22 protein-coding genes and 2 tRNA genes are annotated in these 21,021 nt (G+C 43.1%); 15 read left to right on the forward strand and 9 right to left on the reverse strand.

The genetic code is table 11. The features are described 5' to 3' along the window. Positions 1-30 precede the first annotated feature (30 nt). From C1A02_RS09420 to C1A02_RS09440, 4 genes are all read left to right on the forward strand, one after another. On the forward strand, positions 31-330 hold the full coding sequence (locus C1A02_RS09420; RefSeq protein WP_101697948.1) for a GNAT family N-acetyltransferase: 300 nt from the start codon (positions 31-33) through the stop codon (positions 328-330). Positions 331-733: 403 nt separating this feature from the next. Beyond that, the gene (locus tag C1A02_RS09430; RefSeq protein ID WP_101697950.1) at positions 734-1,255 is read left to right on the forward strand and encodes a PadR family transcriptional regulator; all 522 of its coding nucleotides are present in this window, start codon (positions 734-736) and stop codon (positions 1,253-1,255) included. Between the two features lie 241 nt (positions 1,256-1,496). Continuing rightward, on the forward strand, positions 1,497-2,003 hold the full coding sequence (locus C1A02_RS09435) for a flavodoxin family protein (RefSeq protein ID WP_101697951.1): 507 nt from the start codon (positions 1,497-1,499) through the stop codon (positions 2,001-2,003). Beyond that, positions 2,000-2,644 (forward strand): NAD(P)H-dependent oxidoreductase, encoded by a 645-nt coding sequence (locus C1A02_RS09440; protein WP_101697952.1) that lies wholly within the window; start codon positions 2,000-2,002, stop codon positions 2,642-2,644. Before C1A02_RS09435 ends, C1A02_RS09440 begins: the two co-directional genes overlap by 4 nt. 877 nt (positions 2,645-3,521) lie before the next feature. Here C1A02_RS09440 and C1A02_RS09445 read toward each other — a convergent pair. Then, on the reverse strand, positions 3,522-4,682 hold the full coding sequence (locus C1A02_RS09445) for a 5-bromo-4-chloroindolyl phosphate hydrolysis family protein (RefSeq protein ID WP_101697953.1): 1,161 nt from the start codon (positions 4,680-4,682) through the stop codon (positions 3,522-3,524). 377 nt (positions 4,683-5,059) lie between these two features. Between C1A02_RS09445 and C1A02_RS09450 the strand changes: the two genes are divergently transcribed. The 3 genes from C1A02_RS09450 (at position 5,060) to C1A02_RS09460 (ending at position 5,735) form a co-directional block, all read left to right on the forward strand. Beyond that, positions 5,060-5,136 (forward strand) — tRNA-Asp (locus C1A02_RS09450). 4 nt (positions 5,137-5,140) lie between these two features. Then, a tRNA-Thr gene (locus tag C1A02_RS09455) sits at positions 5,141-5,216 on the forward strand. Positions 5,217-5,516: 300 nt separating this feature from the next. Beyond that, positions 5,517-5,735 carry a hypothetical protein gene (locus tag C1A02_RS09460; RefSeq protein WP_101697954.1) on the forward strand — a complete coding sequence of 73 codons (219 nt, stop codon included), beginning with the start codon at positions 5,517-5,519 and terminating at the stop codon, positions 5,733-5,735. A gap of 306 nt (positions 5,736-6,041) precedes the next feature. Here the strand turns inward: C1A02_RS09460 and C1A02_RS09465 are convergent, their stop codons facing one another. After that, a complete protein-coding gene (locus tag C1A02_RS09465) occupies positions 6,042-6,317 on the reverse strand; it encodes a late competence development ComFB family protein (RefSeq protein WP_101697955.1) in 276 nt (91 codons plus the stop codon). Positions 6,318-6,778: 461 nt separating this feature from the next. On the opposite strand from C1A02_RS09465, the gene C1A02_RS09470 reads away from it, so the two are divergent. Further along, positions 6,779-7,201 (forward strand): hemerythrin domain-containing protein, encoded by a 423-nt coding sequence (locus C1A02_RS09470; protein WP_101697956.1) that lies wholly within the window; start codon positions 6,779-6,781, stop codon positions 7,199-7,201. Between the two features lie 266 nt (positions 7,202-7,467). Here the strand turns inward: C1A02_RS09470 and C1A02_RS09475 are convergent, their stop codons facing one another. Then, positions 7,468-8,436: a helix-turn-helix domain-containing protein gene (locus C1A02_RS09475; RefSeq protein WP_101697957.1), complete on the reverse strand. Its 969-nt coding sequence runs from the start codon at positions 8,434-8,436 to the stop codon at positions 7,468-7,470. Positions 8,437-8,765: 329 nt separating this feature from the next. Between C1A02_RS09475 and C1A02_RS09480 the strand changes: the two genes are divergently transcribed. From C1A02_RS09480 to C1A02_RS09500, 5 genes are read left to right on the forward strand one after another with little or no spacing between them, the layout of a single operon-like run. Continuing rightward, positions 8,766-9,719: an ABC transporter substrate-binding protein gene (locus C1A02_RS09480; protein WP_243577977.1), complete on the forward strand. Its 954-nt coding sequence runs from the start codon at positions 8,766-8,768 to the stop codon at positions 9,717-9,719. Between the two features lie 22 nt (positions 9,720-9,741). Next, entirely contained in the window at positions 9,742-10,773 is a 1,032-nt protein-coding gene (locus C1A02_RS09485; RefSeq protein ID WP_101697958.1) for a FecCD family ABC transporter permease, read from the forward strand. Next, the gene (locus C1A02_RS09490; RefSeq protein WP_101697959.1) at positions 10,770-11,783 is read left to right on the forward strand and encodes a FecCD family ABC transporter permease; all 1,014 of its coding nucleotides are present in this window, start codon (positions 10,770-10,772) and stop codon (positions 11,781-11,783) included. Before C1A02_RS09485 ends, C1A02_RS09490 begins: the two co-directional genes overlap by 4 nt. Before the next feature lie 9 nt (positions 11,784-11,792). Beyond that, positions 11,793-12,614 carry an ABC transporter ATP-binding protein gene (locus tag C1A02_RS09495; RefSeq protein ID WP_101697960.1) on the forward strand — a complete coding sequence of 274 codons (822 nt, stop codon included), beginning with the start codon at positions 11,793-11,795 and terminating at the stop codon, positions 12,612-12,614. Beyond that, entirely contained in the window at positions 12,611-14,335 is a 1,725-nt protein-coding gene (locus C1A02_RS09500) for an ABC transporter ATP-binding protein (RefSeq protein ID WP_101697961.1), read from the forward strand. Before C1A02_RS09495 ends, C1A02_RS09500 begins: the two co-directional genes overlap by 4 nt. Before the next feature lie 316 nt (positions 14,336-14,651). Here the strand turns inward: C1A02_RS09500 and C1A02_RS13855 are convergent, their stop codons facing one another. The 5 genes from C1A02_RS13855 to C1A02_RS09525 all read right to left on the reverse strand — a co-directional run bounded on the left by C1A02_RS13855 (position 14,652) and on the right by C1A02_RS09525 (position 18,020). Continuing rightward, positions 14,652-15,569, reverse strand: a complete 918-nt coding sequence (locus tag C1A02_RS13855; RefSeq protein ID WP_164997183.1) for a BclA C-terminal domain-containing protein — start codon at positions 15,567-15,569, stop codon at positions 14,652-14,654. Positions 15,570-15,582: 13 nt separating this feature from the next. Beyond that, complete coding sequence (locus C1A02_RS09515) at positions 15,583-15,993, reverse strand: BclA C-terminal domain-containing protein (RefSeq protein ID WP_101697963.1); 411 nt, start codon at positions 15,991-15,993, stop codon at positions 15,583-15,585. A gap of 150 nt (positions 15,994-16,143) precedes the next feature. Beyond that, positions 16,144-16,284: a VOC family protein gene (locus C1A02_RS13525; protein ID WP_164997184.1), complete on the reverse strand. Its 141-nt coding sequence runs from the start codon at positions 16,282-16,284 to the stop codon at positions 16,144-16,146. A gap of 27 nt (positions 16,285-16,311) precedes the next feature. Further along, complete coding sequence (locus tag C1A02_RS09520; protein ID WP_101697964.1) at positions 16,312-17,475, reverse strand: MFS transporter; 1,164 nt, start codon at positions 17,473-17,475, stop codon at positions 16,312-16,314. Positions 17,476-17,504: 29 nt separating this feature from the next. After that, on the reverse strand, positions 17,505-18,020 hold the full coding sequence (locus C1A02_RS09525) for a MarR family winged helix-turn-helix transcriptional regulator (protein WP_243577978.1): 516 nt from the start codon (positions 18,018-18,020) through the stop codon (positions 17,505-17,507). Positions 18,021-18,427: 407 nt separating this feature from the next. Here C1A02_RS09525 and C1A02_RS09535 point away from each other — a divergent pair, with 407 nt between their 5' ends. Both C1A02_RS09535 and C1A02_RS09540 read left to right on the forward strand, forming a co-directional pair. Further along, a complete protein-coding gene (locus tag C1A02_RS09535; protein ID WP_010723032.1) occupies positions 18,428-18,691 on the forward strand; it encodes a DUF6870 family protein in 264 nt (87 codons plus the stop codon). Positions 18,692-18,775: 84 nt separating this feature from the next. Further along, positions 18,776-20,449 (forward strand): recombinase family protein, encoded by a 1,674-nt coding sequence (locus C1A02_RS09540; RefSeq protein WP_101697966.1) that lies wholly within the window; start codon positions 18,776-18,778, stop codon positions 20,447-20,449. On the opposite strand, the gene C1A02_RS13335 is transcribed toward C1A02_RS09540, so the two are convergent. Further along, a complete protein-coding gene (locus tag C1A02_RS13335; RefSeq protein WP_129588156.1) occupies positions 20,446-20,967 on the reverse strand; it encodes an alpha-helical endospore appendage domain-containing protein in 522 nt (173 codons plus the stop codon). The two genes, C1A02_RS09540 and C1A02_RS13335, sit on opposite strands and share 4 nt — an antisense overlap. Positions 20,968-21,021 lie beyond the last annotated feature (54 nt).

The raw sequence follows: 21,021 nt of genomic DNA on the forward strand, positions 1-21,021 counted from the left end.
ATACGGATGGAAAAACGGAGGGATAGTTCCATGGAATTCACTAAAAATGCAAACCGCATTTTCGCAAATGATGAAAACGGAAAACTAATTGCTGAAATTACATTTCCTGCGATTTCTGACACGGCTGTTGACATTAACCACACCTTTGTGGATGATTCTCTGCGCGGGCAAGGCATTGCAGGCCAGTTAATGCTGGCGGCTGTGGACAGCATTCGGGCTCAAGGCAAGAAAGCCATTGCCACCTGCCCTTATGCAGTAAAATGGTTTGAAAAAAATTCCGATTTTTCCGATTTATTGGCTTCCTCCGCAGATATTTCCAGCAATAATTAATGGTCTTCTGCACAAGCTATTGTCGAGGCAGTTCAAGCGTTTTAAAAAGTCATTGACTAAAATTCTTCCGAAATAGGATAGAATTATGATTCTCTTTCAGAGATCGCTTCTGCCCTTTGTTTTCAGCCAAATCTATTTGCAGAAAACTTCTGAATGGAATATTTTTTGCTTGAAGCCTCTTGGTAAGTCCGCCTATGACAGGACGTATAATATCACTATTAAAGCAAGACTGAATAAAAACGGGGGAAGAACTCTGGTGGTTCTTCCCCTTGTTTTTTTGCGTTTCTCTTAGTAACCACAAAATAATAAGGCGGCTCCCTTAATTGGATTGACAAACAAAAAATTCTTTGCTACAATCGGTTTATATCTAACCGATATATAATTAATTGATATGGAGATATTTATGTTAGAGTATATCATTTTGGGTATGTTAATGCAAAAAGAAATGAGCGGATATGATCTAAAACAATGGATGGGAGAATGTACTTCTTATTTTTTTGATGCAAGTTTCGGCAGCATCTACCCTGCTCTCAAAAGAATGGAGCAAAAGGGCTATATTGTTTGCCGTGAGTCAGTGGAAGACAGTAAGTTCAAAAAACTATATTCCATCACTGATATTGGAAAGAAAGATTTTCTCGATTGGCTGGAGCAGCCAATCGAGTTTGTAAAAGCCAACCATAGTTATTTAGTCCGTATTTATTTCTATCATTACTTGCCGCTTGATGTAGCGATTCGAAATCTAAAAGATTTTATTATTGTTTTGAAGCAGCATTTAGATCAGTTAAATCGGCAAAAACAGAGAGCTGAAAATATGTATTCTGTGAAAGGTAATTTTGCATATTCTACTATTATTTGTGGGATTCATTATTTTGAGGCTATTTTAACTTGGTGTAATGGATTGGTTTACCAATTAGAAGATGCCTAACATTTTTTATCCTATTATTTAAGGAGCAAACATTCTTATGAAAAGGATAAAATTAAAATTTCCTATTAAACTTATTCTTCGCATTTTATTTGTGACATCCGGATTTATCCTGATTCTCTTATCTACAATACGAAAAGGCATTGATGATTATAAAAACAGTTTTAATCATTTGGAAAGTGGATAAAATTTTGCCCCATTGTATCGTTTCGATATATATTTATACGACAGGAGTACGTAAGCTATGAAATTATATATTCATGATTTGAGTGAGAAGGATTTTAACGACGTGATACAAAGGCAAAAGGATGATATCGTCATCTCTGAAACAAACAAACTCCATAGCTGTTTGGGATGTTATGACTGTTGGTTAAAAACACCGACAAAATGTGCCATCAAGGATGATTATAGCAATTTGGGAAAGGTATTTGCCAACTGTGATGACATTATTATGATCAGCAATTGCTATTATGGGGGCTTTAGTCCTTTTGTAAAAGGGATTATGGATAGAAGTCTTTCGTATTTTCTGCCTTATCTGGAAATACGAAAAGGTGAAAGCCGACATAAACTACGGTACAAAAAGAAGATAAATACCATTCAAGTGCATTTTTATGGTGAAGACATTACCCAAGAAGAGAAAAAGACAGCAAAGCAACTGGTATTAGCAAACAGCCGCCAATTCAACATAAGAAATGAGTCCTGTGTCAAATTTTATAGCTCTATTATAGAAATGAAGGGACTGGTATTATGAAAATCGCTCTGATCAACGCGAGCCCAAAGGCTGATAAAAGCACATCTGGGCTACTTTTAAATTATATCAAAACGAAACTACTGCCGGATATCAGAACAGAACTATATGATATTAGCGGTAAAGATCTTACACCGGAAAACATGGCAAAGATTTTCGATGCGGATGCCGTTGTTTTTGCCCTGCCTGTATACATGGATTCTTTGCCCTCACATCTTCTGTCCCCCCTGTTCCAAATGGAAAGCTATCGGAAAGATAACCCCCTAAATAACCCTGTTGTTTATACAATCGTAAACGGAGGCTTTTACGAAGGAAAAAATTCCATTATTGCAATTGATATGATGAAACATTGGTGCAAAAAAGCAGGACTGAAATGGGGTCAGGCCCTTGGCAGCGGCGCTGGCGATATGTATGGTTCACTTTCCAGTGTGCCAATGGGAGTAGGGCCAACCGCCAATTTAGGGAAAGCCCTTGATAAAATAGTAGACACAATCAACCGCTTAGACATGGGTGAAAACATAATTGTCTCACCTAATATTCCACGATTTGCTTGGAAAATGGGTGCTTCTATTTTAGTATGGAATAAGCGTGCGAAAGCAAATGGTTTGTCTAAAAAAGACTTGTACTATGCTAAAATAGACTAAATAAACTCTATCAGCTGTTATGTTTTTATGTTTTAATGAAAGGGCTACGAGAAGCGGATGAACTATATAAAAATCAGGTTTGTCTGTATCCGTGCCCTATAAAAACAAAATCCCCCACAAAACCAAAAGGGGCTGTGGGGGATTTGTCCGCCTGACGGCGGGTTAGTTAGCATTTTTTCAAAAAGAGAAAACATGAAAAATTCAAATATTTCAATCCTCAAAAAGAGGTACTTATAATTTGTCTGCCGGCCTGTGGTTCGGTATTCCGACCAACCACAGGCGGTTTATAGCAGTGTTTCTTTGTTGTTTTTAGTATAAGATACAGATATGTGAAAACTATGAACCCAATAAGAACATTTCAAAAATATGGATAAAAAATCGCGGCCCGGATTAATTATCCGAGCCGCGGCTTATTATTTTCTTTTACTGGCACTGTCCCAGATACTGGAGAAGCAGTTGAAATAAATCCTGGCAATTCATAATTATTCTCCTTTTTCATCAATCAAAAAATAAAATGTACTTTTTAAAGAAAAGAGTTATTTGCTGCACTGGCCCAAAGATTGGAGCAACAGCTGAATCAGTTCCTGGCAATTCATAATCAACATTCTCCTTTTTTAGATTCACTCAAAGGTTTATTGATTGCTTTTGAATGTGCCTAAAGTGTAACATTTCTGTAACCATTGATCAAATGCAATTTTTAACATGGAAAAAGAAGAAAATTTTGTAATTTTTCTATTTTATCCTTTATAAAATAGAAGTTGCTTTTGGGGGCAGAAACCTTCGAAAATGAAGCTTTTCTTACGAAACAATTCTCTATCATTAGAAGACAGAAAGTTTTATTCATTGTAATTACCCGGAATTTCAGATCAGGAATATACTATTCCGAGTCCTCATTTTTCTTAAAATCGTTGCCAGTCAGCCCTTCCCGAGCCAGCATAGCCTCTAAAACCGAAATATCAGAAGAAATATCCAAAGTCACATCTCCGAACAGGCTGTCTAATAAATTTTCAAATGCAGTATTAATGGTATCCAGACTTTCACGAATTTGTTTTTTTGCCGTGGTAATATTTTCGCCCTGAACCGGCTGCATATCAAAATGACAATAAGAATTGATTAGTTTCAACGTGGTGGGCAAATAATAATCATTAAATTTTCGGATCTGACTTTCCTTTTCGGGATGTTTCTCCACATAACTTAAGATTTTTTCCGTTACACTTTCCAGTCTGGTAATCTTTAAATAAAGGACATCATCTTTTACAAAATCCTTTGCCAGCCGAATTTGATGAAGCTGATTCCTGCCCTTTTCTACTACAGAAGAATCCCGGGTGCTCTTTTCTGAGGATTCACGTTCTCTTTCCTCCATAGAATGCTGCGCCTGCAAATATTGCTGATAAGTTTCCTGCCCCAACATCAGGCAGGTTCGCTGATCATCCAGATATCCATCCGGAAGCATGTTTGTTCGAATTATTTTTTCCAGGTCCTTCACCACAAATTCCGGTTCTTTTCGCACCATTTTAGCCAATTGATCAATGGAACAGAAATTAGCACCGCCAACACATTTTAAATAAAGCTTTAAACGAGAGAGCCTTCCCCTTAGTTTGCAGCCTTTCCCCAACATCAAGGCTGACATTGCCCCAAAGGGAATCACCCCTGCCAAAAAGACACCAAAAACCATTTCCATGGCCATGCCGGTTATAGCGGAAAGCATAAGTCCAAAAACCGATAACGCGGCAACCAGACCAAATAGACCCCCAAAAACCAAAAGCAGAACGCTGGCCACCTGTTTCCATGGGAAATTAGAATCCGAATACCGCAGGGGCGTTACCTGCGGCATCATTGGGTCTGCCATAGGCTCTTCTGGCCTTTTGCGAGAGCGTTTATTCCGCTTGTGACGATAAGCGTAGGACTTCCCTCCAAATGCACCATGAAAGGTGTCTTCTACCTCATTCTTTAAATCCTGGAATTCTTCGGATCGAACCACATCTTTCACACTATGACTGATCTGTCTTCCCAACATCGAAAAAAATTTTTCAAACATATTGTTTCCTCACTATGTAGTTCTTTAAAAAGGACAGCTTTCCATTCCAGTGTCTGAAACTGAAAATCTGTTTTTGTGCCCCAGCTGTTCCGGAACCATCACAACAGCTATCTCTTTCTATTGTGTCACGCATCAAAAGCCATTTACTCTGTGATGCTGCACTTTTATTATACCGAAATAATACGAAATTGACAACATTGTATTCGATATAGGTGTTCCACCCCTTCTTTTTAACCTTGTTTATTTTCTTCTTTTTACGAAATATGTCAAAGTTTGAAAAATTTTGAAAAAAGTTTTAAAAACATATTGACATATAGCAGAAAACCAGATATAATAATCATCGTTGTCCCGGTAAATTGTTTCCGTGTTTTACACACGGCTCGGTAGTTCAGTTGGTTAGAACGCTAGCCTGTCACGCTAGAGGTCGACGGTTCGAACCCGTTCCGAGTCGCCAATTTGCTGCTATGGCTCAGTTGGCAGAGCACGTCCTTGGTAAGGACGAGGTCACGCGTTCGAATCGCGTTAGCAGCTCCAATAAAAACCGCTTAGTTTAAAACTAAGCGGTTTTTTTGTTTTGAATTTAAAAATAACAGCAGATTACTTTAATTTGGAATGTATCAGAAAAGTGAAAAAAGGGCAACTTTTTATCAGGTTTTAATCTACAAAGTGATTTTGCCAAAGAGAATCACAAGTGAAAAACCACTGACTAATTTGCTTTCGCGAAATTTTTCGCAGCACCTGTCGTTTTTGGCATTGGGACTCTGTCAATCGTTTCTCATCCTTACAATCTTTTCCTGAATTGAGATAAAATACAAATAGAAAAGAGGTGATAAAGTGGATTATACGATACCCGAAACCACTGTTTTATACTCAGCGCTGCAAGCATATAAAAATCAATGCATTGGATATTTGCAAAACCCCAAAAATGCAGAGGAAATCACAAAAACCGGAGAAGAAATTCGCGACATCCAACCCCTAATGGAAAAAGTAAAGACCGATTTTATTGCCCGCGGTGGAGATGAAACATTACTTGAAAACCCTTTGGAACATTAGCCTGTTTCGCTTTCTTAATTTTTAAAAAAAGCAATCACCTTTCTTATGAATTAAAATAGTCCGCATTGCCGTCTTTGTGCTTTGGCTCAAAGGCGGCAAATTCATTTTCGCGCATCTTTTCTCTTGCCCCTTCCCCGTGCGTCTGTCCAAAAAATATAAGCTATTTTTAAAAGAAAATTTTTGTTATATTTACAAAAAAGGAACCACATGCTTAACATGCAGTTCCTTTTGTAGATAGTATTTATTTGCGATGCCAATATAGCTTTCGAAAAACCAGCCTATTCAATCGAAGTCCCGGCCCCAGAACTATAATTCTTCATGCCGGGGATTTTGCGCAACCACTCGTGCCGCATGATACAATGCATTTAATAAATCGGTTTCGTACTGCAAAGAAAGCGTATCTAGCTTTGAATACACTTCCCCTTCATAAGTTGCTACATATTTAGGCGGAATTCGATTTAAAGCATAAGAAGCAATATCCATTCTGCATTTTTCACATTTGCAGCATCCCAGCTTTTCAACGCACTCATCTAGTTTGAGCAAAATCAGTGACTCTGCCAAATTTTTTAAAACAATTTCCATCACAGCCACCTATTTCTTTCTTATAAATAATTTTTGGAATATTTTACCAATAGTTTCTTTTTATACTAACACTATGCAATCAAAAAGTAAATTGAATTTTGATGAAACTCGCCATTTTCCATTTATAGTAACTTTTTGTGTGATACATTCCAAAAAACGGCGGATTTCTCAGAAAAACACTTCTGCCATTCTATAAATCTGCGGCTTTTGAATTCATATTCTTGGTTACTCCAGCGAATAAAACCGGATTTTACTTCTTGATTTCTTATCCTCTTATCATAGCGTCAATGCCGAAAGCTTTCATTAAAATCTTTTTCCTTTCTTCCCTTTATCAAACTTAACAAATTAAAAACATATCATTTGATATTTCATTTGTTGCAATTGCAACTGATTTTTTTGCTGGAAACCGGTATCTTTAGAGCAGTAAAAGATGTTAAAATCTGACAAAAGGAGCAATTCACATGGGTAATTTAACAAATCTGAAAAAACAGCATACCGAAGTGTTGGAATTAATAAAGAACATAGAAAAATTAAGCTATCCGAATATGAAAGAGGAGGCCGCCAGCGAGATTGCCTATTGCATCAATACTTTATCCGGGAAGCTCAAAATGCACCTTTTATCCGAAGATAAATTTCTGTATCCCCATCTGTTAAATCATCAAAACAAAGCGATTAAAGACACTGCCCACCGATTTAATACAGAAATGAGCGGACTTTCTGAACAGCTAAAGGACTTCGTATCCCAATATAATACCCCAGCCAAAATTCTTCAAAACAAAAATGAGTTCATGGCAAAAAGCCCGGAAGTGTTCCGGCTGATTCGAGAAAGAATCAAAAAAGAAGATCACGACTTATATCCGCTACTTGATGAAAGTTCCTTTTAAATCACTTGCCAAACAAATCAAGAGCATGAAATTCACGGATGACGATATCAACTAAGAAAAACCCTCTTTACGAAGGACTCCAAGTCATTTTATTTGGCAGCTTACAGTTCCTTAAAACATCTTGCATCGTGCGAACAGCGATAGAAAAACTGAAATAGACACAAAAACCAGTGAAACCACCTGTTCCATTCTAAATAGAACAGGTGGTTTCACATTTAGCCTGCAAATCGGCAAATCATTGAGAAGCTCCCTTTACAATAATCCCACTATAAATTAAACGCTTTTCGAAATTCCCGAGGGGTGATTCCATGAATTTTTTTAAATGCAGCTGCAAATTTAGCTGCATTTTGATAGCCGCAGCGTTCTGCAATATCCCGAATACTCAGGTGATCTTCTGATAAAAACTGCATCGCCCGTTTCATGATTTCACGCTGGATATAATGATACAGCGGGATTCCATAGATATTTTTAAAGGACAGGCGAAATTTGCTTTCACTCATCCCGGCACGTTTGGCCAATTCGCTCACCGGGGGAACATTCAGAATATCCTGATCCATTTCAGTTTTGACATGAAATACCTTTTGCTCATTTTCCCATGTGACATAATTCCGGCGGTGGCTTCTTCTTTTTGGCACTTCGGGAGCATTGCGGGCAATAGAGGCCAAAAGGTGAAGCACCATGCCTTCAAACCCCAAAAGCGGCATATCCATATTGCGAACCCCCCAACGGATTTGTTCCAAAATCAGCATGGTATTTGGCGTGTTATAATTTTCTGATTCCCAGTCCATGGCATCGGTAATTCCCATTCTGGTTTTCTCTTCGCGCGCCTGCAAAAAAGATTGGATAAAATCATCAAAAACCAGAACGCTGGTAAAACAAGCGTGTATATCTTTTGGGAAAGTAAATCGAAACTGTTTTTGTGGGTTAATAATGACATGGTTCATAGGGGTCAGGCATCGAGCCGGTTTCCCCTGCTGACTGTAAATAACCTCACCGCAGTCAACGCAAAAAATCCACATGCAAGGCTTTGAAACATTCACCGTATGGGTAATTTTCTGGTTGGGTGTAAACCATGCACTGGAAACAAACAGTCCCGGCGCAGGCCGCATTTCTGCAATCCATCCATTGGACCAATGCGGGGGGAACTGATAGCTTTTTCCATTTCCATAGGCCAATTGTTTTAAATTATATTTTTCTGCCACAGCAAGCCAAGCTGCTTTTTCATACTCATCCATTTTTTAACACCACAATCTTTAAAATAAGATATTTATATTATAAACTGCGCTTGAAATTGACACAAGATAAAAATACTCCATTTTGTTTTAATTATAATCCAAGAATAAAATTCAGGCCTTTTGATTTCCCCTTCTTATCCTCTATTTTACTGGACAAACACAAATTTGTAAAATTCTTTTCTTCTGACAACAAAATGAAAAGTATATTGACGGACTGTTGGATTCATGATAATATTCAGCCTAGTTAGACTCATCTAACTCGAAGAGCATTACACAATTTAAGCGCTTATGTTGTATTAGAAAAAACAGGTGAAAAAAAGGAGTATTCTATGAAAAAGCTTTTCAGCCTTCTTTGCGTATCTGCCATGCTTTTGACATCCTTAACCGGATGCGTCGGAACCAACGGCACCGACGGTGCGCAAACCAATTCAGATACATCAGAATCCGCAACCCGCACAGTCAGCACTGTAATGGGTGACATTCAGGTTCCCTCTAATCCTCAAAGAATCGTGGCCAACTGGTATGTGGGCGATGTAATTGCCTTAGGCCTGAACCTGGTGGGATACAGCGCCTGGGAACAGGAAACCATGCCTTTTTATGAGGAACTTACCGCTTCCACTAAACTGGAAAACTGGTCACCGGAAGACGTTATGAAGCTGGAGCCGGATTTGATTGTTACATATCAGGAAGAGGATTTTGAGAAGTTCGGAAAAATTGCACCGGTTTTGGTGATTCCAGAAACCCCCATCACCTCTTTAGAACGCACGATGATTCTTGGGGAAGCCACCGGGCGCGCTCAAGAAGCCGAAGCCGCTGTGAAAAACTTTGAAACCAAACTGGCTGCAGCCAAAGAAGAATTGCAGAACAATGCTTTTCAGGGCAAAACCTTCAGTATTTTAGAGGACTGGGGTCCTTCCGGCGATTGGAGCGGTGTGGCTTATGAAACCGGATCCAGAGGCGGCACTTTGGTTTATGAATATCTGGAACTGAAAAAGCCCGAAAAACTGGAAAAGCTGGTTGCAGAATCCGGCAAAGGCCGGGGCACTTTAAGTTATGAAGTGGCACATGAGTATTTCGGCGATTATATCTTGTGGTTCCAGCAAGAAGGAAAAGATTCCGAGTATGCCAAAACAGAAATCTGGAAGAGTATTCCGGCGGTTACCGAAGGTCGGCTTGCAGCAATTCCCGGCAAATATCAGGGCCTTTTCTATTATTCCGACGTTGCCAGCCTGACCGCTCAGCTGGACTATATTATCGACACACTCAACAAACTGGCAGAATAATCCCCCGAAAGGAACATTTGGAATGCAACAGACCATCCCCTTAAAGCAAAAGCGGCGCGGAACCGCTCGCTTTGCAATTTATATGGCTGTGGGGCTTGGGTTGCTGGTGCTTGTGTCGGCGGCGTCGATCTCATTCGGCGCCGCTGAGATGCGTTTGGCCACAGCATGGGAAGCGATTTTTCGTTTCGACCCCTCAAAAACAGAACACCAGATTATTCAAACCCTGCGTTTCCCCCGAACCGTAGCCGACATTCTGGTGGGGTGCAGCCTGGCCGTCTGTGGTGCTATTATGCAAGGAACCACCCGCAATCCACTGGCGGATTCCGGCCTGATGGGCATCAGCAGCGGCGCCGGATTTGCCATCGCATTATGCATGGCATTTTTGCCAGCCAGAACTTACAGCCAAACCATGCTGTTCGCCTTTATGGGCGCAGCCGTAACCACCTTAATGACCTATTTCATTGCCTCCTTGGGAAAAAGGGGCATGACCCCCCAGCGTCTGGTGCTGGCCGGAATGTCCATTTCCGCGCTGTTCGGCGCATTCAGCCAATACATTGCCATAAAGTATCATTTGGGGCACGCTCTTGCCTATTGGACCGCCGGGGGGACCGCCGGCGCCAAGTGGAGCGAGCTGGCAATTGTGGCTCCCTTTTTTGTAATCGGCATTTTGGCGTCTATCGCCATCTCTCCTTCTGTTACGGTGTTGAGCCTTGGGGAAGACGTCGCCACCGCGCTGGGCCTGAAGACACGGCTGATCAAAGGAATTTCCACCCTTATTGTTTTAGTGTTAACCGGAATTTCCGTCATTGTTGTTGGCCCTGTAGGCTTTGTAGGTTTGATTACCCCGCACATCGTGCGATATTTTATCGGCGTGGATTACCGCTATATCATCCCCGCTTCTGCGGTATATGGGGCACTGCTGACCGTGGGGGCCGATTTAATCGGGCGGCTGATCAACAAACCCTATGAAACACCCATCGGAATCATCTTTGCTGTTGTGGGTGTCCCCTACTTCCTTTATCTTGCCAGAAAGCAAAGGAGGGAGTTCGAATGAAGAAAAAACGCTTTACGCAAAAACGCGGAATCTTTTTAATTTGTATTCTCATTCTTTTGGTGCTGTCAATTGCCGTCATCAGTATTAATTCCGGCAAGATGAATCTGTCACCAACAGAAGTATTGACGGTGCTGTTTGGCAAGGGAAGCGCCCGGCAGAATCTGATTGTATTTGAGTTTCGCCTTCCCCGTATTATTCTTGCCATTCTGGTGGGCTTGGGCATGGGGGCTTCCGGCTGTATTATGCAGAGTCTTCTTCGCAATGACATGGCCAGCCCGGGAACCCTTGGCATCAGCTCCGGTTCCGGATTGTTTGTCCTTCTTTTTGTGGTTTTTTTCTCAAAGCAAACGATGTCTTCTGCCATCGTATTGCCGCTTTTGGCTTTTGTGGGCGGAATGACCGCCGCCGGGCTGATTTTTCTGCTGTCTTACCGCCGGGGAAAAGAAATTTCACCCACCGGGCTGATTTTAACCGGTGTGGCACTCAGCAGCGGCTATGGAGCATTTACCACTTTGCTGACTTTAAGGCTGGACGAATCTCAAATGGAGTTTATTCAGCGTTGGAATGCCGGCAGCCTGTGGGGAGACAACTGGAACTATCTTTCCATTTTAGCCCCTTGGACACTAATCCTTTGCGGCTATGTGTTTTACAAATCCCGTATTTTAAACACACTTCACCTGGGGAACCAAACAGCCACAGGCCTGGGCGTTGCGGTAAAGCCCGAGTTTCTGGGCTTGTCTGTTGCGGCGGTGGCATTGTCATCGGGAAGTGTGGCTTTGGGCGGAAATTTTTTCTTTGTGGGAATGATTTCCCCCCATATGGCCCGAAAACTGGTGGGGCCAAACCACAAGCTGCTGCTGCCGGCGTCTTCTTTGGCAGGAGCCATAATCGTGCTGCTGGCAGATACCATAACCCGCACCATCAGTCTGGGAACCGATGTACCCACCGGCATTATTATCACGGTGCTGAGTACGCCATATTTTCTGTATCTGCTGGCAAAGGCAAATTAGGAGGATACTATGAACAGCATTGCAACAGAAAAATTAGATGTCGCCTATGAAGAGAATCTAATTGTAAAAGCGTTAAACATGGAAATTCCCCATGGAAAAATAACATCCATTATCGGGCCGAACGGCTGCGGAAAATCCACCGTGTTAAAAGCGGTGGGGCGTATTTTGAAACCCAAAAACGGAATGGTGTATTTAAGCGGAGAAGATATTCGGAACCTGACCACTAAGGATATCGCTAAAAAAATGGCCATTTTGCCGCAAACCCCCACTGCCCCCAGTGGATTGACGGTTGGGGAACTGGTGGCATACGGGCGTTTTCCCCATCAGAAAGGGTTTGGCCGGCTGACCCCGCAAGATAAAGAAATTGTCAAATGGGCCATTCATGTTACCAAACTGGATGAATTGGAAAACCGGGAGGTTGACACGCTTTCCGGCGGGCAGCGTCAACGAGTATGGATCGCCATGGCACTGGCGCAGCAAACCGACCTGATTTTGCTGGACGAACCCACCACCTATTTGGATCTGGCTCATCAGCTGGAGGTGCTGGAGCTTTTGAGGGATTTAAATACACAGCAGGGCTGTACCATCGCCATGGTGCTGCATGATCTGAATCTGGCCGCCCGCTTTTCAGATTATATGATAGCCATTCGTGGCGGCCATATCATCCGGCACGGGACACCGGATCAGGTGATGATGCCTTCTGTTTTGCAGGAAGCATTCAGCATAGACGCTCAAATTGTTTCAGATCCCCGCACCGGCCGCCCGGTTTGCATCACCTATGATTTGCTGCGGGAACAAGATCCGGCCAGAAGGGAGAAAATTGCTATATGAAAACAGCGTTGCGCGTATTGCAGGGAGCAAAACACTATTGGGCACACCTTGCAGCGGCGTTTGTAGCGGTCATCATTTCTACCATTGCCGGATTCTATACCCCTTGGGCACTGCGGGAACTCACCAATCTGGCCACACAAGGCGGCGAAGATTTTGCGGTTCAGTCAATGCGCATCGGCCTTCTGCTTCTGGGAGCCACCGTTTTGCAAACCTTGGGAGCTTCTGCTTCCGGATATCTGAACCACTATGCAGCACTGCATTATGTGAAAGATCTGCGCACCCAGCTATACCGAAAGCTGCAGCATATGAGTCTGCGGTATTTTAACCACAGCCGAACCGGGGATTTGACCGGGCGCGTTGTCAATGACGCCATGCAGGCAGAAATTCTTCTGGCTCATGTCATCCCTGATTTTATCGTAAATGTTTTAACTTTTACCGGGGTTGGTTTTTTGCTGGTTACGATTAATGCAAAGTTGGCGTTTGCCAGCCTTGCGGCAATCCCCTTCCTTTTGGGCATTACCATTTGGCAAAGCAGACACTTGTCCCCCATCTGGAAAGAGAATTTTAAAGTTCGCGGAGAGCTTTCCGGCACAGTACAGGACAATTTGTCCGGCATAAAAGAAATCCAGATTTTTAACCAGCAGGCACAAGAAGAAAAAAAGGTGGCGGGGCTGTCTTTGCGGCATACCAAAGCATACCTGAAAGCCAGCTTCTTTATTGAAACCACCTATCCCCTCTTGGCTTTTTTTACTGCCCTGGGAACTGTAATTGTCATTATTCTCGGCGGCCGTCTGGTGGGAACCGGTGAAGTCAGCATTGCGGATATTGTCGCTTTCGTGATGTATCTGGGCATGTTCTACGGACCCATAAAAAACTTTTCTCGCCTGATAGAAATGGCCGGAGAAGCCACCGCCGGGTGTCGGCGCGTCTTTGAAGTAATCGACGAAACACCGGATGTAGAAGAGAAGAAAAACGCCAAGAAAATGCCCCTTGCAAAGGGAAACATCGAATTGCGGGATTTGTCCTTTGGCTACAACCCAGAAACCCCTATACTGTCAAAGGTAAACCTGACTGTGACGGCGGGCCAAACCATAGCACTGGTCGGCACGACAGGTGTTGGAAAAACTACCATTGCCAGTCTATTAAATCGTTTTTATGACCCATGGGAAGGCAAGGTTCTCATTGACGGAATCGACATTTGCGAAGTAACCCTGTCCAGTCTTCGCGACAATATTTCCATGGTATTGCAAGACACTTTTCTCTTCAACGGGACAGTGTATGAGAACATTGTTTATGGCTACCAAGGCTCCACACGCGAACAGGTTATTGCCGCGGCCAAAGCCGCTAACGCCCATACTTTCATTATGGAACTGGAAGAAGGCTATGATACCGTAATTGGAGAGCGCGGAGTTCGCCTTTCCGGCGGCCAAAAGCAACGGCTATCCATTGCCCGGGCGATTTTGCGCAATGCCCCCATACTGATTCTGGACGAAGCGACCTCAGCACTGGATACCAAAACAGAACAAGAGATTCAGGATGCTTTGGATCTATTCTCGAAAGAGCGGACGACTCTGATTATCGCTCACCGGCTTTCCACCATTCGGAATGCAGATAAAATTGTGGTACTGGACGGCACCGGCATTGCCGAGCTGGGAACTCATGATGAACTCATACGGCGTGGCGGCATCTATGCAGGGCTTCACCAGGTACAGGCCAGTTAATCGGCTATTCTCTAAATAAAATCGATGAACACTCTTTCTGGCTAATCCTTTTTATGTAACTTATAGGACAATAACTAAACAAACCTTTCTCTTCCCTTAGTCGAATGTGCATTTTTACCGCACGTTTCGCTAAGGGATTTTTATTTGTTTTAATTTAATAATTTAAATATTAATATCATTACATAATAGCTAAGAAAAGCCCCGGAACCTTCTTTTAGAAGCACCGGGACTATATATTTTAATGAATGGATGCATAAATTATTTTAAGAATCTTTTCCCTACATTTGTGATGAGTTTCTGTAGGCATACGGCAAGATTAACTCAAACGAATAATCATTAAAGATGCACCTACACCGCCAGAAATCAAGGTGGCACTTCCGATTAAACCCGAAACTAATTGTAACGATACAGTAGTACCAGACGTCAAGTACAGTTCCACCTCACCCTGAAACCGGGAACGAGCCAGCCCAACAGGAACTGTGGCCTGCGGCAGCGCAGCCGAATTAACCACGAGTCGGGCTCCCATCAGCAATGCCAGTGTAAGGTTAATGGAATACGAAATTCGATAGAAGCCGTCCTGATTTATCGTAAACACCGTATTGCCGGAACTGGCGGTTACACCCGTCAAGAGCTGCGCATTGGACAAAGGAATATTGGCTGTAGAGCCTAAAATCAGCAATGGAAAAGAAGTGCCGGAAGTATTCACTGCAAAGCTGGACGAAACAGTTGGCGAAACGGGAGCCGGGGCACCTTGAAGTCCGGCGCTCCCTGTTGGGCCCGTATCCCCTGTGGGACCGACTGGGCCAGTAGGGCCGATTGGGCCAATCGGCCCCGGAAGGCCAACAGGTCCAGTTGGACCAACAGATCCGATTGGGCCGGCTGGGCCGGTATCCCCTGTGGGAGAACCAGTTGGGCCGGTTGGCCCGGTTGGCCCGGTAGGACCCATAACGACAGGAGTCTGTACGGCATCTGCAAATTTACCATTTAACAGCATTTGATTTTCTAAAAGTGAGTTTAGAACATCTTGCATACTTTGATTGGCATTTAAAACATCATCCACCGTGCTGTTTTCCTGCAATCCAGGAAGAGTTCCAACCGCATATTGGATGCTTTCCCCCTGAGCGTTCAGAATATGGCTGAGTGCCAGTTCTTCTGAAGCAATAGACGATATAATCTGATTAACCGCATTATCTCTGGGAATATTGGGGTTATCGGGAAATGAAGGCTGTGACATATTTCTCCCCTCCTTAACTTAAACGCACGATCATAAGGGAGGCGCCTGCTCCCGATACCAGAGAAGCATTTACGTTTGCACCAAACAAATAAAGCGAAACTGTAGAGTTAGCAAGCAGATCAACCAAAATCTCAGCAGAGTAAGTGGAAAGATTGATCAGCGATACAGGAATATTGGATGCAGGCACCAAAGCAGCATTGACATAAATACCCGCGCCCAACAGCAAAGAGGCAGTTGTATTAATTGTATAGGAAATGCGATACCGACCGGGGGTTGCCACAGTAAACACCGTGTTGGTTCCATCCACTGTAATTCCGGGAGGTAAAATCTGATTGTTGGGAAGCGGCACCGGCGTACCCAGGGATACCGCTACCAGTGAACCGCCGCCGTTTGTCGCATAAGCAGTGGTTTGCGTTACATTCACGCCCGTGGGTCCGGTGGGGCCCGTGGCACCAGTTGAACCAGTTAATTAAGGAAAACTGCCAAAACCCTATGTAGGCTTTTGTTAAGGAAAACTGCCAAAACCCTATGTAGGCTTTTGTTTTGATTGGCCGGGGCATAGATTAACTCAATCTTAGGCTGGTTTTCTTCTCCCAGCATAACCATTTCCATTCCCGCCGTGTTTGCCGTCAATCGGAAGTCCAAGTACACCATAATAAAAGACGAGAGCTGCTTCAAGATTTTTTACCGGTAGAGTAACCCAAGAAAAATTCATGATTTTAATCCTTCTAAGGAGTTATCATTAAGCTTGGGTAAGCTTATTATCTTTAATAAAACCAACAAAATATAAAATTGCTGCAATAACTATAAAAATAGAAAAGGACAGGTACATACGACTGTAACCAGCAGATGCCGCAATGATACCGCCAATGACCGAACCAAACCCAATCCCTCCGTCAAACCCTGTGAAAAAGGTTGCATTTGCGGCACCCAAACGTTCCTTAGGAGCGCGCATAATAGCCATTGTTTGAAAACTGGATTGCACTGCGCTGAAACCCGTACCATAAATAGCAGCGCTGATTAAAAACATAACCAAGGTGTTTGACTTTGATAAGAAAAACATAGCTACCATCAGTAGTAACAGACCGGGAAATACAATCACATTAAAACCGAACCGGTCTGTCAGTTTCCCATAAATGGGCCGTGACAGCAACAAAAATGCGGCATAAACAGTAAAAAACATACCAATATTGGCTATGTTTTTCTCGGCGGCATACAAGGATAAAAAGCCCGTTAGGGAACCGTAAGTAGCACTGGCAAAAAACATAATCACAGAGGGAAATACGGAAGCACGTTCATAAGGTGCCAGTTTTACATTTTTAGTATTCTGGGGAGCCTTTTCAGTGCTTTTAATAAAAATGGATAATAGCAATACGGCTATAGTAAAACCTGCTGACAAAAATGTAAGAGGATTGAAGCCATAAGCGGCTAATACTCCAAGTCCTATACTTGGAGCCAATGCGATAGCCAGGCTGCTGGATAAGCTGAAAAATCCCATTCCTTCCCCAAAACGATGTTTTGGAATTTGGTCTGATGCGATTGTGCTGCTGGCGGTACTGGCCATTCCCCAGCCAAGTCCATGTAAAAATCGAACGGCGATAATTGCACCTAGAGAAGGGAGCCAACCATAGGAAAGAGTGACAAGTATAAGGATACACAGCCCCCCTATGAGTATGCCTTTTCTGCCCATTTTATCAAGAAGCATTCCTGAAACAGGGCGTATCAAAAGAGACGCTACGGTTGATGCGCCTATAATCCAGCCAAGCATTGTATTGGAACCGCCTAAAGATTTCGCATGTATTGGCAGCGTTGGCAAAAGCATTTGAAATCCACAAAACAAGAGTAGATTGAGGATCGATATAATAATAAAATCTTTTGTCCATAACGGTGTTTTTTGTTGTTCCATTGCGTATCTCCTTGCTGTATCATGTTTACTTATTCGGCTTTTGTATATAACTGCGTTTTTTCCTCTACCAAACCATCCAGAATAATTTTCAGCAAAGAAACAGCTTGGTCTGCTTCCTCTTTTGACAAGTTCCGCGTCGAAATTTCAATGAGTTCTAAAAACGTCTTTTGTATATGGGGGATAATTTGCTTCCCTTGTTCCGTTAGATATAATTGCACGAAACGCTTGTCCGCCAAAAGAGTTTCTTTTACCACATAACCCTGTGAAATAAGGTTTTTGACCGCTTTTGCTGTGGTAGATTTATCTACAAATAATCTTTCGCTAAGTTCTTTTTGTGTGATACCTTCATTCTGTGATATGACATATAAAAAATCGTGCTGTCCGCTTCGGATAGGGATGCCCTGCAATTTTAAACTTAATATGCTTTGTAAATTCCGATAAATGGCTGCGTTCAATTTTCCTATATTATCCATTACTGTTTTGCCTCCATAATTAGTTGAAAGGGAAACTAATAAAATTATAGCAAAAAGCAGTTTGCTGTGCAACTAATATTTTACTTAACCATATCCGCGATGTAGGCAAGGACTTCTTCCGGCGTTGGCTGTTCTCCCTCATGGGGAATGGCTTTCCAGAACGCCTGTCTGTGGGTTGGGGCTTGTCATTGCTTCCTATATCGCAATTTCAATTTCCTGGCGTACATCCCTCTCACTGATTCCTTTTTGTTTGGCAAGTTTTTTCAGTGCCTTTTTTGCTTTTGCAGTATCCATTGTGCTCTCTCCTTTTCCCCTAACAAGCTGTCGCGTCTTTTACCTCACACTTCGGGCCAATTTGGCCAGAAGTGTGAGGTAAAATTAACAGCCATCACTTTTGTTGATAAAGCGGTGGCTGTTTGTGTTTTCTCATAGGACAATCCGAGAAATACATATTCATGGAAAGGAGGGGGCGATTGTGATTGAAGAAACGTATTCCAATATCAGAGTTGGCAAGCGTAGACATAGAAGCAGTAAACAAAGAGGATTTAGTTGATGTTAGCGGCTTCACCTTTGATACGACTGTACCGCAGGAACAACGTGCGGCAAAAGTCATAGCAGCAGTAAAAAATCCCTATTGTTTTCGTGTGGGTGATATGGGTGTGAAGCTAGAGTTTCCAGAAAACGCTCCCCCATTGCAAGATGTGTTTGCCGACTTCCTGAAACGCAAGAAAAGCGGCCTGTAAAGCCAGTTTACAGGCCGCGGCAACATTTTTCGCATTACGCTGAAATAGTATAATATAAGTGTAATGTGATAGGAAGGAGGACACATGGCACGAACTAAAAATAGGGGTTTTGAGGAAAAAATATTCGCACCTCAAAATATCCGCTGGAAGCTTGGTCAATATATCCGCCTATCCAAAGAGGATTTAAACCGTGGAAAAGACGACAGTAACAGTGTTGTCAATCAAAAGGCGTTGCTTGATGATTACTATGAGCAGCACATAGACGAGTTTGAAAGCGTTCAGCCGCCTTATGTGGACGATGGGTACACTGGAACGGACACCAACCGAGGTAGCTTTCAAAGATTACTTTCTGACATATACGCCAAAAAGGTAACCTGTGTTATCGTCAAAGACCTTTCTCGCCTATCCCGTAACTATACGGACGCAGGAAGCTTGATTGAAAATCTGTTTGTGCAGATGAATGTACGTTTTATCAGCTTGGCAGAGGGCATTGACAGCTACTTGAACCCAGACAGTATTTCCAATCTCATTGTGCCGATTACCAATGTTATCAACGACAATTTCTGCTACCAGACTTCAAAGAAGATACGGCAGGTTTTTGATATGAAGCGGCGCAATGGTGAGTTTATCGGCGGGTTTGCCGCCTATGGTTACACGAAGAACCCAAAGGACAAAAACGCCTTAATCGTTGATGAAGAAGCCGCCGAGGTCGTAAAGAATATCTATGAGTGGTTTTTGGACGGTATGAGTAAAAATGCTATTGTACGAAATCTTAATGACCGTGGCATTTTGTGTCCGTCCGAGTACAAGAAAAGCAAGGGCCTCAATTATCAGCACCCAAGCGGTTCAGAAAGGCCCTTATGGAGCGCAAAGACGATAACCGACATTTTGAAAAACCGCCTTTATGTAGGAGATATGGTGCAAGGCCGCCAGCGTGTGAAAAGCTACAAGATACATACGCAGGAACAGGTTCCCGAAAATGAATGGTACATTGTGGAGAATACCCATGAGGGGGTCATAGAACGGCCTATCTTTGAGAAAGTGCAGGAATTGCTAAAGCGTGACACCCGCACCGCTCCACAGAAAAAGAAACTCTATCTGTTCAGTGGCTTTCTCCGTTGTGCCGATTGCGGCAAGGCTATGAGCCGCAGTCAAGTAAAAGGCACGGTGTACTACTTCTGCCGCACCTATAAAGACCAGTCAAAAACGGCTTGCACCAAACATTCCATTAATCACAACCGGCTGGAAGCGGCAGTATTGTATGCCATTCAACAACAGGTATATCTTGCGGTACACTATGCCAACACTTTAGAATACATCAGCACCGCACCGCTTCAAAAAAGTCAGTCCATTCGGATTGAAGTACTCATAGACGCGAAAGAAAAGGAACGCTCCAAAATCATGCGTTACAAGCAATCCATTTATCAGGACTGGAAAGACGGAGAAATCACCCACAGCGACTACCGCCATATGAGCGAAAATTACGAACGGCAAATAGCCGCTTTGGGCGAAATTTTGAAAAACCTACACGCAGAACGTGAGGAATTGCAAAACGGCATTACCGCCGAAAGCCCTTGCTTGGTGGCTTTCAAGAAGTTTGAAACTATCGACAAACTGGCGAGAGAGATTTTAGTTGAACTTGTAGACCATATCAAAGTACATGAGAACGGCAACATCAGCGTGAAATTTAAATTCGCTGACGAGCTACGCCGGGTAATGGAATACATTGAAATCAATACCCAATCCGAAGCGGTTTAACAGGCCGCTAATAAAAAGGCAGTTTGTTTTCCTAATAAAACAGGTTCAGTTAACCCTGTGGGGCCTGTGGGGCCTGCGGGTCCTGTAGGGCCTGTAGCCCCTGTGGGCCCCTGTGCGCCAGCCGGCCCCATCGGTCCGGTGGGTCCGGCTGGTCCGGTTGGCCCGGTATCGCCGCCTGAAGGCCCGGGCGCTCCAGTAGGTCCTGTGGGGCCCGTGGGGCCCTGCATTTCTGACGAAGAAAGTGCCTGCTGCATTTTCGCCTTTAAAAATAACTGACTGTAAGCAGCGCTTTCCAACGTGCTGCGAATGCTTTGGTTCGCTCGAAGAATATCATCTATGGTTGCGTCAGGCCCTGTAACTCCTGGGATTGTCCCCAATACATACTGTAGTTTTTCGCCCTCAGAGTTAATGATATGACTCAGTGCTAATTCTTCCATCGCGATGGAAGACAGAATCTGATTTATAACATCTTCTCTTGATACGGAAGGATCTATTGGCGGAAAAGATGGAATAGACAAAAAAACACCTCCATATAATATCAAGCCAAGCTTGATCTGTGCTAATAATATATG

The sequence above is a fragment of the Clostridium minihomine genome (assembly GCF_900240385.1).
Taxonomy (GTDB): Bacteria; Bacillota; Clostridia; order Oscillospirales; family Acutalibacteraceae; genus Faecalispora; species Faecalispora minihomine.

What these genes read in the sequence shown, in the direction of transcription:
- C1A02_RS09420 (WP_101697948.1), top strand. Translation starts at nt 31, where the DNA reads ATGGAATTCACTAAAAATGCAAACCGCATTTTCGCAAATGATGAAAAC.
- C1A02_RS09430 (WP_101697950.1), top strand. Translation starts at nt 734, where the DNA reads ATGTTAGAGTATATCATTTTGGGTATGTTAATGCAAAAAGAAATGAGC.
- C1A02_RS09435 (WP_101697951.1), top strand. Translation starts at nt 1,497, where the DNA reads ATGAAATTATATATTCATGATTTGAGTGAGAAGGATTTTAACGACGTG.
- C1A02_RS09440 (WP_101697952.1), top strand. Translation starts at nt 2,000, where the DNA reads ATGAAAATCGCTCTGATCAACGCGAGCCCAAAGGCTGATAAAAGCACA.
- C1A02_RS09445 (WP_101697953.1), bottom strand. Translation starts at nt 4,682, where the DNA reads ATGTTTGAAAAATTTTTTTCGATGTTGGGAAGACAGATCAGTCATAGT.
- C1A02_RS09465 (WP_101697955.1), bottom strand. Translation starts at nt 6,317, where the DNA reads ATGGAAATTGTTTTAAAAAATTTGGCAGAGTCACTGATTTTGCTCAAA.
- C1A02_RS09470 (WP_101697956.1), top strand. Translation starts at nt 6,779, where the DNA reads ATGGGTAATTTAACAAATCTGAAAAAACAGCATACCGAAGTGTTGGAA.
- C1A02_RS09475 (WP_101697957.1), bottom strand. Translation starts at nt 8,436, where the DNA reads ATGGATGAGTATGAAAAAGCAGCTTGGCTTGCTGTGGCAGAAAAATAT.
- C1A02_RS09480 (WP_243577977.1), top strand. Translation starts at nt 8,766, where the DNA reads ATGAAAAAGCTTTTCAGCCTTCTTTGCGTATCTGCCATGCTTTTGACA.
- C1A02_RS09485 (WP_101697958.1), top strand. Translation starts at nt 9,742, where the DNA reads ATGCAACAGACCATCCCCTTAAAGCAAAAGCGGCGCGGAACCGCTCGC.
- C1A02_RS09490 (WP_101697959.1), top strand. Translation starts at nt 10,770, where the DNA reads ATGAAGAAAAAACGCTTTACGCAAAAACGCGGAATCTTTTTAATTTGT.
- C1A02_RS09495 (WP_101697960.1), top strand. Translation starts at nt 11,793, where the DNA reads ATGAACAGCATTGCAACAGAAAAATTAGATGTCGCCTATGAAGAGAAT.
- C1A02_RS09500 (WP_101697961.1), top strand. Translation starts at nt 12,611, where the DNA reads ATGAAAACAGCGTTGCGCGTATTGCAGGGAGCAAAACACTATTGGGCA.
- C1A02_RS13855 (WP_164997183.1), bottom strand. Translation starts at nt 15,569, where the DNA reads ATGTCACAGCCTTCATTTCCCGATAACCCCAATATTCCCAGAGATAAT.
- C1A02_RS13525 (WP_164997184.1), bottom strand. Translation starts at nt 16,284, where the DNA reads ATGAATTTTTCTTGGGTTACTCTACCGGTAAAAAATCTTGAAGCAGCT.
- C1A02_RS09520 (WP_101697964.1), bottom strand. Translation starts at nt 17,475, where the DNA reads ATGGAACAACAAAAAACACCGTTATGGACAAAAGATTTTATTATTATA.
- C1A02_RS09540 (WP_101697966.1), top strand. Translation starts at nt 18,776, where the DNA reads ATGGCACGAACTAAAAATAGGGGTTTTGAGGAAAAAATATTCGCACCT.